General features: G+C 63.6%; 15 protein-coding genes and 1 pseudogene. 6 read left to right on the forward strand and 10 right to left on the reverse strand.

The window, feature by feature from the left end:
• Nucleotides 1-121: pseudogene (locus CKO27_RS24615) on the forward strand (IS701 family transposase); the annotation flags it as partial.
• A 257-nt stretch (nucleotides 122-378) separates the two neighbouring features.
• Here the strand turns inward: CKO27_RS24615 and CKO27_RS16980 are convergent.
• From CKO27_RS16980 to CKO27_RS16990, 3 genes are all read right to left on the reverse strand, one after another.
• Entirely contained in the window at nucleotides 379-918 is a 540-nt protein-coding gene (locus tag CKO27_RS16980) for an REP-associated tyrosine transposase (RefSeq protein WP_200376107.1), read from the reverse strand.
• A gap of 91 nt (nucleotides 919-1,009) precedes the next feature.
• Entirely contained in the window at nucleotides 1,010-1,411 is a 402-nt protein-coding gene (locus CKO27_RS16985) for a type II toxin-antitoxin system MqsA family antitoxin (protein ID WP_200376108.1), read from the reverse strand.
• A 2-nt stretch (nucleotides 1,412-1,413) separates the two neighbouring features.
• Nucleotides 1,414-1,710, reverse strand: coding sequence for a type II toxin-antitoxin system MqsR family toxin (locus CKO27_RS16990; protein ID WP_200376109.1), 297 nt, complete (start codon nucleotides 1,708-1,710; stop codon nucleotides 1,414-1,416).
• Nucleotides 1,711-1,994: 284 nt separating this feature from the next.
• Here CKO27_RS16990 and CKO27_RS16995 point away from each other — a divergent pair, with 284 nt between their 5' ends.
• Both CKO27_RS16995 and metH read left to right on the forward strand, forming a co-directional pair.
• Nucleotides 1,995-2,321: a cysteine-rich small domain-containing protein gene (locus CKO27_RS16995; RefSeq protein ID WP_200376110.1), complete on the forward strand. Its 327-nt coding sequence runs from the start codon at nucleotides 1,995-1,997 to the stop codon at nucleotides 2,319-2,321.
• Between the two features lie 84 nt (nucleotides 2,322-2,405).
• Nucleotides 2,406-6,164, forward strand: coding sequence for a methionine synthase (metH, locus tag CKO27_RS17000; RefSeq protein ID WP_200376111.1), 3,759 nt, complete (start codon nucleotides 2,406-2,408; stop codon nucleotides 6,162-6,164).
• A 60-nt stretch (nucleotides 6,165-6,224) separates the two neighbouring features.
• Here the strand turns inward: metH and CKO27_RS17005 are convergent, their stop codons facing one another.
• The 4 genes from CKO27_RS17005 to CKO27_RS17020 all read right to left on the reverse strand — a co-directional run bounded on the left by CKO27_RS17005 (nucleotide 6,225) and on the right by CKO27_RS17020 (nucleotide 9,662).
• A complete protein-coding gene (locus tag CKO27_RS17005) occupies nucleotides 6,225-7,427 on the reverse strand; it encodes a toxic anion resistance protein (protein ID WP_200376112.1) in 1,203 nt (400 codons plus the stop codon).
• Nucleotides 7,428-7,516: 89 nt separating this feature from the next.
• Nucleotides 7,517-8,458 carry a cobyrinic acid a,c-diamide synthase gene (locus tag CKO27_RS17010; RefSeq protein ID WP_200376113.1) on the reverse strand — a complete coding sequence of 314 codons (942 nt, stop codon included), beginning with the start codon at nucleotides 8,456-8,458 and terminating at the stop codon, nucleotides 7,517-7,519.
• A 255-nt stretch (nucleotides 8,459-8,713) separates the two neighbouring features.
• Entirely contained in the window at nucleotides 8,714-8,899 is a 186-nt protein-coding gene (locus CKO27_RS17015) for a hypothetical protein (protein ID WP_200376114.1), read from the reverse strand.
• A gap of 82 nt (nucleotides 8,900-8,981) precedes the next feature.
• Complete coding sequence (locus CKO27_RS17020; RefSeq protein WP_200376115.1) at nucleotides 8,982-9,662, reverse strand: Bax inhibitor-1/YccA family protein; 681 nt, start codon at nucleotides 9,660-9,662, stop codon at nucleotides 8,982-8,984.
• A 402-nt stretch (nucleotides 9,663-10,064) separates the two neighbouring features.
• Between CKO27_RS17020 and CKO27_RS17025 the strand changes: the two genes are divergently transcribed.
• The 3 genes from CKO27_RS17025 to CKO27_RS17035 all read left to right on the forward strand — a co-directional run bounded on the left by CKO27_RS17025 (nucleotide 10,065) and on the right by CKO27_RS17035 (nucleotide 12,531).
• Nucleotides 10,065-10,985, forward strand: a complete 921-nt coding sequence (locus CKO27_RS17025) for a LysR family transcriptional regulator (protein ID WP_200376116.1) — start codon at nucleotides 10,065-10,067, stop codon at nucleotides 10,983-10,985.
• A 91-nt stretch (nucleotides 10,986-11,076) separates the two neighbouring features.
• On the forward strand, nucleotides 11,077-11,454 hold the full coding sequence (locus CKO27_RS17030; protein WP_200376117.1) for a hypothetical protein: 378 nt from the start codon (nucleotides 11,077-11,079) through the stop codon (nucleotides 11,452-11,454).
• Nucleotides 11,455-11,463: 9 nt separating this feature from the next.
• Nucleotides 11,464-12,531: an AI-2E family transporter gene (locus CKO27_RS17035; protein ID WP_200376118.1), complete on the forward strand. Its 1,068-nt coding sequence runs from the start codon at nucleotides 11,464-11,466 to the stop codon at nucleotides 12,529-12,531.
• A 78-nt stretch (nucleotides 12,532-12,609) separates the two neighbouring features.
• Here CKO27_RS17035 and rfbD read toward each other — a convergent pair whose 3' ends face one another.
• The 3 genes from rfbD to rfbA are packed head-to-tail and all read right to left on the reverse strand — an operon-like array spanning nucleotide 12,610 to nucleotide 14,962.
• Nucleotides 12,610-13,521: a dTDP-4-dehydrorhamnose reductase gene (gene rfbD / locus CKO27_RS17040; protein ID WP_200376119.1), complete on the reverse strand. Its 912-nt coding sequence runs from the start codon at nucleotides 13,519-13,521 to the stop codon at nucleotides 12,610-12,612.
• Nucleotides 13,518-14,084, reverse strand: coding sequence for a dTDP-4-dehydrorhamnose 3,5-epimerase (gene rfbC, locus CKO27_RS17045; protein WP_200376120.1), 567 nt, complete (start codon nucleotides 14,082-14,084; stop codon nucleotides 13,518-13,520). The genes rfbD and rfbC overlap by 4 nt, the downstream gene beginning before the upstream one ends.
• Nucleotides 14,081-14,962: a glucose-1-phosphate thymidylyltransferase RfbA gene (gene rfbA, locus CKO27_RS17050; protein WP_200376121.1), complete on the reverse strand. Its 882-nt coding sequence runs from the start codon at nucleotides 14,960-14,962 to the stop codon at nucleotides 14,081-14,083. The genes rfbC and rfbA overlap by 4 nt, the downstream gene beginning before the upstream one ends.

Genomic DNA, 14,962 nt, shown 5'->3' on the forward strand with positions numbered 1-14,962 from the left:
GCTCGAATGCCTCAAGCGGGCCCACAAGCTCAACCATTTCGCACTCCGCGCGAAGCTCTATGTCGAGGCGCTTCAGCATGCTTTCGGCGAACTCAGGCGCTTGAAAGCGGCGGCTGCGTAACATCAGGTAATGATGTCAGATTTTATCGGCGGAAGCCGAAGCCGAAGCTGAATTGAAGCAAAATAGCGCCGTAGCGCCGTAGCGCCGTAGGTTGGGTTGCCGCTGTTGGCAACCCAACATTGCCGCCGATCAATCAGATATTCTCGACTCACCATCGGGAAACGGGGGCAATTTGTTCATATCCTGGCGGTGATGTTGGGTGACCGCCACCAACCGCATCACCCGATCCGCCACGTCAACAAGGGCGGTCACTCAACCTACTCGTGACCGATCCCTTCTGGTAAATCCATCGGCGCGCATCCCCAATCGGACGTCAACATCGACTGGCGGATAAACCGATGGATGCTGCTGTACGGCCAATCGACGGGGCGCGCCACATACCCGTGTTTGACCGGGTTGAAATGAATGTAATCAACATGCCGGGCGAAATCCCGCTCATCGCGGATGCGGTGTTCCCAATGCCGCCGCTGCCAAATGGCCTGTTCGCCCTTGCGTTGCCGGCTGGAAAATACCACGGGGCGCTGGTCGGCCGGAATGCACGCGGTGAATGCGCGTTTGATATTGCGCCATCGGATGGGATAATCCGCGTCCCCGACCGGCAATGACCATACGGCATGAATGTGATCGGGCATGATCACGATGGCGTCGATCACAAACGGCCGCCGTACCATCTCGGCGCGAAAGGCCTCGCGCAACTGACCAACGGCGGTCTCGTTAGCAAACCACGGCTCCCGCCGCATGGTCACGACGGTGAAAAAATAGGTGGCGCCGTTGGTGCGATCGCGACGGTAACGCATGCTGGCCTGCCTGTGGGATGCGGGTGTGATACGTCATCGCCAGGTCGGTACTTCATCGCATATCTTCCCCACGGATCACCACCCTGACGAACTACGCTGCTCTGACCTCGTCCAGCAACTCGGGGTGACGGTCAAGTACCTTGAGCAATTTGACCAGCGCCAGGGGTGGTTTGGTCTTGCCGTTTTCGTAGCGTGAAAAGGCGTTGACGCCACCACCAAAGATCGCTGCCGCTTCGCGCTGATCGAGCGCAAGCTTCTTGCGAACGCTGGCGATGAAGCCCGGATCGACAATCGCGGCATTCACCTGTTTCATGAAATCGCCGGCCTGCTCGCTAAAACGACGCGATTCCGTCAGATCCAGAACCGATTCAGCACAGGCGGGGCAAAAATCGCCCGTCACGGCAGGAATCATCGTGGTTTCGCCCTTATAAATGAAAGACACGTCGCGAGTATCATGCACCAGTTCGGCGGCGCCACAAACGGGACATTGCATGTTCATAGCTCCTTAAATGACACGATTAACACCTCGTCAACAACGGTCAGTTTCACATACAGGTCACCGACCGAGCTGGTCGCGCAGTAGACATCTTGCCAAATCCGGTGATCCGCATGGGTCGTCATGGACTTGTAGAAGTCAGTTGGCGCGAGAGCTAACACCGTTGCCAGGATGCCGTCCGCATCGAAACCCAGTCGCCTTCCACCAATGATGGCGCTTTGCGTCATCCGCACCTTGCCCTCATCAATCAACGCTTTGACAACAGACAACCGGCAGTGTGGGGTTCGTTTCTCCATGAAAAAAATTAACCTAATCGGTTAGTTTTGGCAAGCCAGCTAGCCAGGTTAAAAGGTAGGGTACGCATCGCGTACCTTCTCTGGGATGAGGTGACGGGTTGACAACGGGGTTGTCCCGCCGCCCATGAACCCCAACGATCAAACGGGATTGCGCTTCGAAACCCCGGCTGCTGGTCTGCCGCGTATGCCGGCCCTCTTGAAGAAGAACATCGGAGCCATCCCACTTCGAGATCGACAGTTCTCGAATCCGAAGAACCCTCAACGAGCTTTTCAGTTTAGATGCCATGCAACCCAAGGACAGCACCAGCAACGAGTCCTTCAAGGGCTTCACCAATCGGGAATGCCCCTTTTATCCCTGCCATCAAGGGGTCAGGCGGGAATTCAACTGCCTTTTCTGCTATTGTCCGCTGATCGCCTACGACTGTCCCGGACCCTATCGGGTCTATACCGACAGGTACGGACTTCGCCGCAAGGACTGTTCCGACTGCCGGCTTCCGCACGACGGCTACCGCGCTTCCTGGGCCTTCATTCAGAAATGGCTGGAACAGCCTCGGGTCTGGGACGGGCACGAACAGAGCGAGCGCTATCGCCCCTTGCGACGAGCGCGCTAGACAAGTCTTCCGCGCGTCTCGTCCACCGCCGCCGGTCGCATGCGACGAGTCGCTTCCGTCCAGATCCAACATCCGCGAGCATCCATGTCCGATTCAGCCTCCCGTCTGCGCGAGCGTCTCGAACGCTCCATCCTCATCCTCGACGGCGCCATGGGCACCATGATCCAGCGCCATCGCCTGACCGAGGCCGATTATCGCGGCGAGCGCTTCGCGGATTGGCCGAGCGACCTCAAGGGCAACAATGATCTGCTGACACTGACCCGCCCCGAGGTGATTGGCGGCATCCATCGCCAGTATCTTGAGGCCGGCGCGGACATCATCGAGACCAACAGCTTCAACGCGACCCGTGTCTCCATGGCCGATTACGGCATGGAGGCCCTGGCGCATGAGATCAACGTCGCCGCCGCGCGGCTGGCGCGGAGCTGCGCGGACGCCTACGCCACCCCCGAGAAGCCGCGTTTCGTCGCCGGGGTGCTGGGTCCGACCAATCGCACCGCCTCCATCTCCCCGGACGTCAACGATCCGGGGTTCCGCAATATCGACTTCGATACCCTGGTCGCTTCCTATCAGGAATCCACGCGGGGTCTGATCGAGGGCGGGGCGGACATCATTCTGATCGAGACCATCTTCGACACCCTGAACGCCAAGGCCGCCATCTTCGCGGTGCGCCAGGTGTTCGACGAGGACGGCGTCGAGCGCCCGATCATGCTCTCGGGCACCATCACAGACCAATCGGGTCGGACCCTGACGGGACAGACGACCGAAGCCTTCTATAACTCGCTGCGGCATGCCGAGCCGATCAGCATCGGGCTGAACTGCGCGCTCGGACCCTATGAGCTGCGCCAGTATGTCGAGGAGCTGGCGCGCATCAGCGAGTGCCGCGTCTCCACCCATCCCAACGCCGGGCTGCCGAACGATCTTGGCGGCTACGATCTGACGCCGGAGCAGATGGCGGCCGAGATCGGCGATTGGGCGCGCTCGGGCTTCCTCAATATCATCGGCGGCTGCTGCGGGACCACGCCCGATCACATCCGCGCCATCGCCGAAGCGGTCGCCGGGATGGCCCCGCGCCCGTTGCCGAGCCTCGCACCGGCCTGCCGGCTCTCGGGTCTGGAGCCATTCAACATCGGCGCCGAGACGCTCTTCGTGAACGTCGGTGAGCGCACCAACGTCACCGGCTCGGCACGCTTCAAGCGGCTGATCAAGGAGGGCGACTACGACACCGCCTTGAGCGTGGCGCTGGAGCAGGTCGAGAACGGCGCCCAGGTGATCGACATCAACATGGACGAGGGCCTACTGGACGCGATCGCGGCCATGGGGCGCTTCCTCAACCTGGTCGCGGCCGAGCCGGACATCGCCAAGGTGCCGGTGATGATCGACTCCTCCAAGTGGGAGGTTATCGAGACCGGGCTCAAATGCGTCCAGGGCAAGCCCATCGTCAACTCCATCTCGCTCAAGGAGGGCGAGGAGAAGTTCCTGCACCAGGCGCGGCTGTGCCGGCGCTACGGCGCGGCGGTCATCGTCATGGCCTTCGACGAGACCGGCCAGGCCGACACCCAGGCGCGCAAGATCGCGATCTGCACCCGCGCCTACAAAATCCTCACCAAGCAGGTCGGCTTCCCGGCCGAGGACATCATCTTCGACCCCAACATCTTCGCGGTCGCCACCGGCATCGAGGAGCACAATAACTACGCCGTCGATTTCATCGAGGCCACGCGCGAGATCAAGCGGACGCTGCCCCATGCCAAGGTTTCGGGCGGCGTCTCCAACGTCTCCTTCTCCTTCCGCGGCAACAACCCGGTACGCGAGGCGATCCACGCGGTCTTTCTCTATCACGCCATCCAGGCCGGCATGGACATGGGGATCGTCAACGCCGGGCAACTCGCGATCTATGACGACCTGCCGGCGGAGCTGCGCGAGGCGGTCGAGGATGTCATCCTCAACCGGCGCGACGATTCCACCGAGCGTCTGCTGGAGATCGCGCCCAAATACCAGGGCGATGGCGCGGAAGAGGTGCGTCCGGAGGAGCAGGAGTGGCGCGGCTGGCCGGTCGAGAAGCGTCTGGAGCACGCCCTGGTCAAGGGCCTCACCGACTATATCGACGAGGACACCGAGGAGGCGCGCCTTCTGCTCGGGCGTCCGCTGCTGGTCATCGAGGGGCCGCTGATGGCCGGGATGAACCACGTCGGCGACCTCTTCGGCGCGGGCAAGATGTTCCTGCCGCAGGTGGTCAAGTCGGCGCGGGTCATGAAGAAGTCGGTGGCCTATCTCTTCCCCTTCCTGGAGGCCGAGAAGGCCGCTTCCGGCGACCTCAGCACCAACAACGGCCGCATCCTCATGGCCACCGTCAAGGGCGACGTGCACGATATCGGCAAAAACATCGTCGGCGTGGTCCTGCAATGCAACAACTACGAGGTCATCGACCTCGGGGTCATGGTCTCGGCCGACACCATCCTCCAGCGGGCGCGGGAGGAGCAGGTCGATATCGTCGGACTCTCCGGTCTCATCACCCCCTCGCTCGACGAGATGGTGCATGTCGCCAAGGAGATGGCCCGGCTCGGGATGGAGATCCCGCTGCTGATCGGCGGCGCGACCACCTCCAAGGTCCATACCGCCATCAAGATCGCGCCCCAGCGCGGCGCGCCCGTCATCTATGTGCCGGACGCCTCGCGGGCGGTCGGCGTCGCCTCCAACCTGCTGAGCGACGAGCTGCGCGGGGATTATCTCGCCTCAATCAGCGAGGACTATGCCCGCGTCCGCGCCGAGCGCGAGGGCAAGGAGTCGGTGCGTAAATCCATGCCGATCGCCGCCGCGCGCGCCAACCGGGTGCCGATCGACTGGTCCAGCACCGCGCCGCCGCGCCCCGCGCTGCTCGATGCCGGGTTCAACGACTCCGCGCCCTGGACGCTCCAGGTGGAGTCGGTCGGCGGCGGTGTAATCGCCACCATCGCGGATTTCCCGCTCGACGATCTGGTTCACAGCATCGACTGGCTGCCCTTCTTCCACGCCTGGGAACTCGCCCACAAGCGTTTCCCGGACATTCTCGACGATGCGATTGTCGGCGAGGAGGCCCGCAAGCTCTATGCCGACGCCCAGGACTTTCTGGGGCGTCTGGTCAGCGAGCACTGGCTGGAGGCGCGCGCGGTCATCGGGTTCTTCCCGGCCAATGGGGTTGGCGACGACGACATTCTGCTCTTCGCCGACGCCGAACGTACCCGGCCACTCGAACGGCTGCACAACCTGCGCCAGCAGATGCCGCGCGACGCCGGGCGCAATCAGCCCAACTTCTGTCTGTCGGATTTCATTGCGCCCGCAGACCACGAGGACTGGATCGGCGCCTTCGCCCTCACCGCCGGGGTCGGGATCGAGGCGCATCTGGCGCGTTTCGAGGCCGATCACGACGACTACAGCGCCATCATGCTCAAGGCCCTCGCTGACCGGCTCGCCGAGGCTTTCGCCGAGCGCCTGCATCAACTGGTGCGTACCCGCTACTGGGGTTATGCGGCGGACGAGACCCTGAGCAACGAGGAACTGATCGCCGAGAAGTACCAGGGCATCCGCCCCGCACCCGGCTATGCCGCCTGCCCGGATCACACCGAGAAAGGCACGCTCTGGCGTTTGCTTGAACCCGAGCGGCGCGTCGGCATCACCCTGACCGAAAACTTCGCCATGCTGCCCACCGCCGCCGTCTCCGGCTGGTATTTCCCGCATCCGCAGGCGCGCTATTTCGGCGTCGGCAGGGTCCAAAAGGACCAGGTCGAGGACTACGCCGTCCGCAAGGGGATGACGCTCGCCGAGGCCGAACGCTGGCTGGCGCCGGTGCTGGGGTATGACGCCGACTGATGTCAATGGCGGTGCCTTCACCACGGTGAACCGGGCGGCGCTCATCCGCGCCGCCCGGCCTCAGGGAGCGATCACCTCTCCAACCCGTGCCGCATCGCCCTTGTCCATGCGCTGAATCGCGGCATCGCCCTGGTTCGCCAGAACCTCAAGTCGGTCGATCTGGGCATCGAGACGGGGCAGGGCCTCGCGCCGGTAACGCGAGACCTCGTCGATCGCTCCGATCACATCCGTGAAGGCTTGTTCCAACTGTTTCATGTCGAGCACCGTGGACGCGGCGCGGGTCTGGATCTCCACGCCCTGGGTGCGCAGCGCCTTGGCGGTGCCGGCGATCAGGTTCGATGTGGTGGTGTTCAAGGCTTCCACCCGATCCAACACCAGACGCTGATTGGCCAGGGCCAGCGCGACGGTGACCGCGACATTCAGGGCCGAGACCGTCACATTGATGGCCCGATCCACGCCGCGCATCAGCTCCCGGTTGTTCCGGATCACCACCTCCAGGGCCATGATGCCCTGCTGACTGACCGCCAATTGCTGTTGCAGATCCAGGATGCGCTGGCGCAGCGGAAACAGCAGCTCCTCGTCCAAGAAGCGTCGCTTGGGATCTTCCTGGGGTAGCTCCAGCGCCTTTTCTTCCAGACGCCGATCGATGATCCGGCCCAGTCCGATCTGACGACGCAACTGATCCAGGCTGTCGCGCAGTGACTGCTGATCGTCGCTCAGGGTCAGGTTGTCCCGATGCAGCATGTTCTTGCCGGCCTCCAGATCCTTGATGATGCCGTCGAGCGCCTCCTGCGCGGTCTCGAACTTCTGGAAATAGCGTTGCAGCGGCGTGCCGATGCCGGGGATCAGGGCCAGGAGCCGTGTCAGTCCCGCCCGGCTCAGGTCGTAGCGCTGGGGATCCAACTCCTGCATGCGGATACGCAGATCCACCAGCGAGCGGGCCACCGGTCCGCCCTCGTCACCCTGGTGGGCCAGCTTGCGGATCGGCGCCTGAAGCATCTGGCTGCGATGGGCGGCCTGCCGCTGGACCTCCAGACCCATCTCTTCCACGGCCTGACGCTGACGGCGGTCGACCCCATCCTGGTCCGTCGCCTTGAGCACCTCGGCCACGAAGGCGTCGGCCATGGCGAGCAGTTCGGGATCGTCCAGCGTGGTCTCGGGGTCGGTCTCCTGTTTCACCCGTGCCTCGATCTCCGCCGCTGGGGGCAGCGAGAGATTGAAGCGGGTGTCATCGGTCGTTCGAAGAGATTTGGACGTGTTCATGAGGTTCCTCGCGTCAGGCGCTGGCCGGTCGTTGTCAGGGTGGTGCGCCGCGCGCCCTGGGAGGTGGAGCGCGGAGCCTTGGCGGTCCTTCAGGCGTCGCGCCCGTAGTGATGCGCCTTCTCCGCGAAGCGGCGCAGATCGGCCAGGGCCTGATCCGCCGCCACGGATGCCTGGGGTCGGTCGGTTTCCACGGACGCCACAGCCACCGCCGCGTCGTCCAGGGCCGTGATGGCGGCCTCGTTCCGCGCGCTCAGCTCCCGCAGGCGCTGCTCGGTCTCCGCGACCAGATCGAGTCGCCGGGTCAGGGCCAGCCGCTCCTCGGCCGGCATCCCGGTCCGTTCCTGGGCAAGGCGGCGGCGCACATAGTCGGCGTCCACGCCGGCCACGCCACGGGCGATCGAGGCCATGGCGTTCAGATTATCCAGCGCGGTCCTGGAGACCTCGCCCACCAGTCCCCGCGAACGTTCGAGGGTCAACTCCCTCGGGTCGAATTTGCCGCGCAGCACGGCGTCGACATGGCCATGGCGGGTATAGAGCCGGTCGGCCTGGATGGCCAGGTCGGGACGTCCCGCCGCCAGCAGGCGCTTCTTGGCCTCCCAGAGTCCGAGGATCACCTCATCGCTCTCCAGCGGCGGGCGCTCTGGATCCAGCACGGCGATTCCCCGCTCGCGTGCCTCTCGCTCCAGCGCGATCCGCGCCTGCATCGCCAGCGCCGCCTGATGGGCTGCGCGCTGACGCTCGGCCAGCGCCAGACGCCAGCGGCGCCAGGCCCGCTCCACCGGGATCGCCACCGGAATGGCCGCCAGACCGGCCAGCCATCCGCTTAAGGTCGGCCCGAAACCACCCCACAGGGAGGTGACCCAGATGAGCCCGGCGATGAAGGGCACGATCAGCCAATAGCGAATCAGCACCCGAAACCGCGTGGGGGTCTCGGTCGGCAGGACCAGACGCGGGTCGATCATGCCGATGAGCAACCACGGCAGACAGGAGAGAAAGAGCCCGTAGGCCAGACCCTGGAGAAAGCCGAACATGGGTTTCGTGTACCGCCGCGTTGAAAGGCTTGACGCTGGGCACCTGAAGTGGCGCGACGTTTCGCCTGGATGGGGTCAGCCATGGGGCCGGACCGGCTTGGTGAGCCTGCCATCGAAACATAGCACAGGCCCGTGGCCCCCTGTATTTCGCCGATCGGAATCATCGTCTCCAAGGCCGGCGCCGTGCCTCATCGACCTGAATCGACGTAGGTGCGAGCCCCCGATGCCGCGGAGATTCAGCCTCCCGCGCGCGCCTCACCGTACCGCCATCACCAGCAGGATGACGAACAGCACGACCGCGCCCAGCGGCAGGATGGCGGCCTGCCAGTCGCCTTTCTGGGCCTTGGGACCGTTTTCCTGCCAGTGTTTGTAGACGGGCCAGAGATAGAAGAGCATGAGACCGAGCAGAATGGCGGCGGTGATCTTCAGAAAGAGTTCCATGGAATTCTCCGTTCGACAGCTCCGGATACAAGCAAAAACCCCGGCACGGGGCCGGGGTTTGGGGTCGGCTACCGGCACTCGCTCAGTCGTCGCCGCCCATGATGCCGAGGATCTGCAACAGGCTGACGAAGATGTTGAAGATGCTCAGATAGATCCCGTAGGTGGCCATGATGTAGTTGGTCTCCTCGCCCCGTGCGATCCGGCTGGTATCGAACAGGATGAAGCCGCTCATCAGCAGGATGATGACGGAGGAGATGGCCAGCGAGAGGGCCGGGATCTGCAGGAAGATGTTGGCGATCATGGCGATCATGGCCACCATCATGCCGGCGAAGATGAAGCCGCCGATGAAGCTGAAATCGCGCTTGCTGGTCAGGGCGTAACCGGACAGCCCGAGGAAGATGGTCGCGGTGCCGCCGAAGGCGAGTCCGACGATCTGCGGGCCGTTCGGCAGGGCCAGATACATGCTCAGGATGGCACCGAGCCCGAAGCCAAGCAGGCCGGTGATGAGAAAGATCACGCCGATGCCGCTCGCCGAGTTGGCGGTTCTGGGCAGCACGAAGATGCCGAGCACCATGGAGACGATGACGGATGCCATGTAGGTCCAGGGTGGCACGGCGAGCGCGAGCGACAGCATGGCGGTCACGGCGCTGAAGCCGAGCGTCGCCGACAGCAGCATGTAGGTGTTTTTCAGTACCTTGTTGGGCGCGACCGCGCCTTGGGCGTCTTTCGCGGTTCGAACGACGGAAATTCCCGGATTAGCCATGTTGAGTTTCACTCCTGCTCTTGGCGATTGATTATGAAGTGTTTGCCGAGATTGAGACTCGACGATGGTGTTTGAGTTCCGAAAGGATACCTTAGGATCCTCTCGGCGCAAGTTCCATGGATCTCGGGGGTGCGACCAAAAGTGAGGCCTAACGGCCGCCATTCGTAGATGGGGTGAGCGAGAGCGAACCCCAACGTCCCCGCTGGCGGATCAATGTTGGGGTTCAGGTTCGTTTACCCCAGCCCAGGGGCCTCGCGAGGCGCCTCGCCATCCAGGCCCCCAAACCGGGTGGCTGGGGCCGTGAGAATCGCCGAAGTCGCGCCCGGCCCGAGGCTATCTCGTCATCAGTCGTCTATGATATAAGCATTTTCTATTCGGGTATTCGCGACGAGTCCTATCTGGATGGCTGACCGTAGACTTCAGGTGTTTCATACCGTCGCTCGGCTCCTCAGCTTCACCAAGGCCGCCGAGGCGCTCCACATGACCCAGCCGGCGGTTACCTTCCAGGTTCGTCAGTTGGAGGAGCACTTCAACACCCGCTTGTTCGATCGCACCCACAACCGCATCAGCCTTACCGAGGCTGGTCGCGCCGTCTTCGAATCGGCCGAGCGGATCTTCGACCTCTACGCGGAAATGGAGAACGCGGTCCGCGGGATCACCGGGGAGATCAGCGGCGCGCTCACCATTGGGGCCAGCACTACCATCGCCGAGTACATGCTCCCGGCCCTGCTCGGGGATTTCAAGGAGCGCTATCCGGACGTGCAGATCCACCTCAAGGTGGCCAACAGCGATGGCATCGTAGCGATGGTCGAGAACAATGCCATCGATCTGGGCGTGGTCGAGGCCCCGGTCGCCAACAAAAATCTGGTCGTCGAGGTCTGCAAGCGGGATCGGTTGGTGGTCATCGTGCCACCGGGTCATCCATTGGCCTCGGTCGGCGCCATCAGCGTTCCGGCCCTGCTCGAATATCCCTTCATCTGCCGCGAGGAGGGTTCGGGCACCCGCGAGGTCATCGGTGACTATCTCCAACTCCAGCCCGGCTGCCGTTCGGTCCTGAAGGTCGCCATGGAGTTGGGTAGCCCCGAGGCGGTCAAGGGCGCCGTGGAGGCGGGCATGGGCATCTCGGTGGTCTCCATGACGACGATCCAGAAGGAACTCAAGCTCGGCACCCTGGTCGCGGTTCAGTTGGATCCTCCGCTCTTCCGTCCCTTTTCCTTCGTGCATCAGAAGCAGAAATTCAGGCTGCGGGTGATGGAGGAACTGCTCGACTTCGCGCGCGATTATTGCCGCGCCCGCAGCGAGAAAGTCCCGAGTCCTCCATAGGCGAAGGGCGGCCCCGAGCGTATGATCTCGGCGCTCGGGCGATCTCCCGCCCGGAGCCACGACAACGCCTTAGCCAGGGTCATTCCGCGTGATGAGTCTTCCATCGGGATCCGCCGACGAACGGCGCTTGATCAAGTGTTTTCGGAGGCTGGAAGCGGCCGATCGTGAGACGCTGCTCGCCTTCGCCGATTTTCTGGCGCAACGTCTCCGCTCCGACCCTACCGAGTCGGTCGCGCGCGAGCCAAGAATCCAGGCCCGGCCGGAACACGAGACCGTGGTCGGCGCCATCAAACGCCTCTCCCAAGCCTATGACATGCTCGAACGCGGCGCCCTGCTCAACGAGACCTCGGTCTTGATGTCGTCCCATCTGCTCCAGGGGCGCGCCGCCAGCGAGGTCATCGATGAGTTGGAAGCCCTGTTCGCTCGCCATTATCAGGACTATCGAGCCAAATTCGGATCGCAGGGTTAGTCGTTATCCATGAATATCGTCGCAAGCTGGTTCAAGCGGCACCTGTCCGACCCGCAGATCGTCTTTCTCGGGCTGCTTTTGCTGACCGTCTTCGCCATCGTGATCATCATGGGCGACATGCTCGCCCCGGTCCTGGCGAGTATCGTGATCGCCTATCTCCTGGAGGGTCTGGTGGGACAGCTCCAGCGGCGCGGAATGCCGCGCCTGCCGAGCGTCCTGCTGATCTACATCCTGTTCCTGGTCTTCGTGGTGCTGGTGCTGGTGGGCGTCTTGCCGCTCCTCTCGCGCCAGATCACGGAACTGGTCCAGCAGTTGCCGAACATGGTCTCGGATGGGACACGGGTCTTCATGAATCTGCCCGAGCGCTATCCGGAGCTGGTCTCACAGGGGCAGCTCGACGAGTTGATCACCTTCATGCGCTCGGAGGCCGTCTCCTTCGGGCAGCAGGTGCTGTCCTGGTCGCTGGCGAACGTGGCTGGCGTGATCACCATCCTGGTTTACCTGATCCTGATGCCGATCCTGGTGTTCTTCTTCATGAAGGACAAGGATCTGATCCTCGGCTGGTTCCGCGTCTATCTTCCCAAATACCACGGGATCGCGGGCGATGTCTGGAAGGACGTGGATCGACAGATCTCCAACTATGTTCGCGGCAAGGCGTGGGAGATCCTGATCGTCTGGGGCGTGAGTTACCTGACCTTTCAAGCCTTCGGATTGAAGTATTCGATGTTGCTGTCCCTGTTGGTCGGGCTGTCGGTCATCATCCCCTATATCGGGGCCGCGGTCGTCACCGTGCCGCTGCTGCTGGTGGCCTGGTTTCAGTGGGGCTGGTCGCCTTCATTCGCCTGGCTGACGCTCGCCTACGCGATCATCCAGGCGTTGGACGGCAATGTTCTGGTGCCGCTGATCTTCTCCGAGGTGGTCAACCTGCATCCGGTCGCCATCATCGTCGCCATACTCGTCTTCGGCGGGCTCTGGGGCTTTTGGGGGGTCTTCTTCGCAATCCCCCTGGCCACGCTCGTTCAGGCCGTTCTGACCGCCTGGCCGAAGACGCCCGATGCGCTGGACTCGAGCGTCTAGGGCGAGTCCTGGACATGGGGCGCGGCGGGGTCGGCTGGCGATCCCCGCCAGTGGCGTTTCAAGCCATCGCCGCGCGCCCTATTTCAACTCCTCAAGACACTGCGCGAGCGAGAGTCGCCAATCGGGCATGGCCAGCCCAAAGGTCTCCTGAAAGCGCCGATTGTCCAGGACCGAGAACATGGGGCGTTTCGCCGGGGCCTGATATTCGGACGAGGGGATCGGGATCAGTCTGGTTTCCAGCCCGCTGGCCTCCAGAATGGCGCTGGCGAAGCCATGCCAACTGACCTGGCCGGCTCCGGTCAGATGGTAGAGTCCACCGACCTGCTCCAGGTCGAGCTCGCCGCGCAGCACCCGGTGCAGCACCAGCGCGGTCGCCTCGGCCAGCATTCGGCTCCAGGTGGGCGAGCCGATCTGATCATCGACGATCCGCAGTTCATCGCGTTCCGCGAACAGTCGCCGCATGGTGAGCAGGAAGTTGGCCCCGCGCGCGCCGTAGACCCAACTGGTGCGAAAGATCAGCGCCTTGGCGCCGGAGTCCAGCAGGGCGCGCTCGCCGCCGAGTTTGGTTTCGCCATAGACGTTGAGCGGATCGGGCGTGTCCGCCTCGGTGTAGAGACGGCCCAGGTTGCCCGAGAAGACGAAATCGGTCGAGTAATGGATGATCGGCGTACCCGTTTTGGCCAGCAGGGCGCCCATCTCGCCGACCGCCTCGGCGTTGATCCGCCGGGCGGTCGCCTGGTCGGATTCGGCCTTGTCGACCGCCGTGTAGGCGGCGGCGTTGATCACGGCGTCGGGCCGGCTGTCCTGGATCAGTCGCGCCAGCGCGCCGGCGTCCATCAGATCGATCGCCGGGCCGTACTCGCCCTCCAGCGAGGCGGCGACGACATCGCCCAGACAGGCGAGCGTGCGGCGCAGCTCCCAGCCGACCTGGCCGTTGGCGCCAATCAGGAGCAATCGCGGCCGAGTACCGGCCTGGGTGTGCTGAGTCATCTGTAATCCTCGAGGCTGGGGAGGCGATCCGGCGCGATGTCCTTCAGGCGGGCCGCTTCCAGATCCTTGCGGGAAAGCTCCGGGGCTCCGTCCAGGGGCCATTCGATGCCGATATCGGGATCGTCCCATCGGACGCTGAATTCGGTTTCAGGACGGTAGTAATGGGTGTTCTTGTAGACGAAGAGGGCGCTCTCCGCGGTGACCAGGAAGCCGTGGGCGAATCCGGGCGGAACCCAGAGCTGGCGCTTGTTCTCGCCGGAGAGGGTCACGCCCACCCAGTGTCCGAAATGGGGCGATCCGCGCCGGATATCGACCGCCACGTCGAACACCTCGCCGGCCAGCACCTGCACCAGTTTGCCCTGCGCGCCGGGGTGCTGAACATGCAGCCCCCGGAGCACGCCCCGGCGCGAAAAGGACTGATTGTCCTGCACCAGGGTGGCGGGGATGCCTAGCTCGGCGTACTGGCCGGCGCGATAGGTCTCCATGAAATAGCCGCGCTCATCGCCCCAGACCTTGGGTTCGATGATGAGCACGCCAGGGATGGCGGTCTCGATGACGTTCATAACTGGCCTCGACGAAGCAGCGACAGCAGGTATTCACCATAGCCACTTTTGCGCAATGCCTCTCCCAGCGCCTGGAGCCGCTCGGCATCGATCCAGCCATTGAAGTAGGCGATCTCTTCCGGACAGCAGATCTTGAGTCCCTGGCGTTTCTCGATCGTCTCGATGAACTGACCGGCCTGCATCAGGGACTCGTGAGTGCCGGTGTCGAGCCAGGCGGTGCCGCGCCCGATGCGCACCAGCGAGAGTTGGCCTTGCTGGAGATAGCGGTTGTTCAGATCCGTGATCTCCAGCTCGCCGCGCGGGGAGGGCTTGAGCGACTCCGCCAGCGCGCACGCCTGGCCGTCATAGAAATAGATGCCCGTCACCGCCCAGTTGGACTTGGGCGCGCGCGGTTTCTCCTCGATGCCGAGCACCTGGCCCGAGGCATCGAATTGCGCGACGCCGTAGCGCTCGGGATCCGAGACGTAATAGCCGAAGACCGTGGCCCCCGTTTCCCTGGCGCTCGCGCTCTTGAGCTGATCGACCAGGCCATGGCCGTGAAAGATGTTGTCGCCGAGGACGAGACAGGAGGGCGCCTCGCCGACGAACGTCTTGCCGATCAGGAAGGCTTGCGCCAGACCGCCCGGATGCGGCTGCTCGGCGTAGCTCAGTTCGAGGCCCCATTGGGCGCCGTCGCCCAGCAGCGAGCGGAACATCGGCAGATCCTGGGGCGTGGAGATGATCAGGATCTCGCGAATCCCCGCCAGCATGAGCGTGGACAGGGGGTAGTAGATCATCGGCTTGTCGTAGACCGGCAGCAGTTGCTTGCTGATCGTGCGCGTCAGTGGATACAGCCGGGTGCCGGATCCGCCGGCGAGGATGATTCCCTTACGATTCAT

It is taken from the genome of Thiocystis violacea, assembly GCF_016583575.1.
Classification (GTDB): domain Bacteria; phylum Pseudomonadota; class Gammaproteobacteria; order Chromatiales; family Chromatiaceae; genus Thiocystis; species Thiocystis violacea.

Excerpts from the sequence above, each read along its gene's own strand:
- CKO27_RS16990 (WP_200376109.1), bottom strand. The coding sequence starts at position 1,710 with ATGGAGAAACGAACCCCACACTGCCGGTTGTCTGTTGTCAAAGCGTTG.
- CKO27_RS16985 (WP_200376108.1), bottom strand. The coding sequence starts at position 1,411 with ATGCAATGTCCCGTTTGTGGCGCCGCCGAACTGGTGCATGATACTCGC.
- CKO27_RS17010 (WP_200376113.1), bottom strand. The coding sequence starts at position 8,458 with ATGTTCGGCTTTCTCCAGGGTCTGGCCTACGGGCTCTTTCTCTCCTGT.
- rfbC (WP_200376120.1), bottom strand. The coding sequence starts at position 14,084 with ATGAACGTCATCGAGACCGCCATCCCTGGCGTGCTCATCATCGAACCC.
- CKO27_RS17035 (WP_200376118.1), top strand. The coding sequence starts at position 11,464 with ATGAATATCGTCGCAAGCTGGTTCAAGCGGCACCTGTCCGACCCGCAG.
- CKO27_RS17005 (WP_200376112.1), bottom strand. The coding sequence starts at position 7,427 with ATGAACACGTCCAAATCTCTTCGAACGACCGATGACACCCGCTTCAAT.
- CKO27_RS17025 (WP_200376116.1), top strand. The coding sequence starts at position 10,065 with ATGGCTGACCGTAGACTTCAGGTGTTTCATACCGTCGCTCGGCTCCTC.
- rfbA (WP_200376121.1), bottom strand. The coding sequence starts at position 14,962 with ATGAATCGTAAGGGAATCATCCTCGCCGGCGGATCCGGCACCCGGCTG.
- metH (WP_200376111.1), top strand. The coding sequence starts at position 2,406 with ATGTCCGATTCAGCCTCCCGTCTGCGCGAGCGTCTCGAACGCTCCATC.
- CKO27_RS16995 (WP_200376110.1), top strand. The coding sequence starts at position 1,995 with ATGCAACCCAAGGACAGCACCAGCAACGAGTCCTTCAAGGGCTTCACC.
- CKO27_RS17030 (WP_200376117.1), top strand. The coding sequence starts at position 11,077 with ATGAGTCTTCCATCGGGATCCGCCGACGAACGGCGCTTGATCAAGTGT.
- CKO27_RS17020 (WP_200376115.1), bottom strand. The coding sequence starts at position 9,662 with ATGGCTAATCCGGGAATTTCCGTCGTTCGAACCGCGAAAGACGCCCAA.
- rfbD (WP_200376119.1), bottom strand. The coding sequence starts at position 13,521 with ATGACTCAGCACACCCAGGCCGGTACTCGGCCGCGATTGCTCCTGATT.
- CKO27_RS17015 (WP_200376114.1), bottom strand. The coding sequence starts at position 8,899 with ATGGAACTCTTTCTGAAGATCACCGCCGCCATTCTGCTCGGTCTCATG.
- CKO27_RS16980 (WP_200376107.1), bottom strand. The coding sequence starts at position 918 with ATGCGTTACCGTCGCGATCGCACCAACGGCGCCACCTATTTTTTCACC.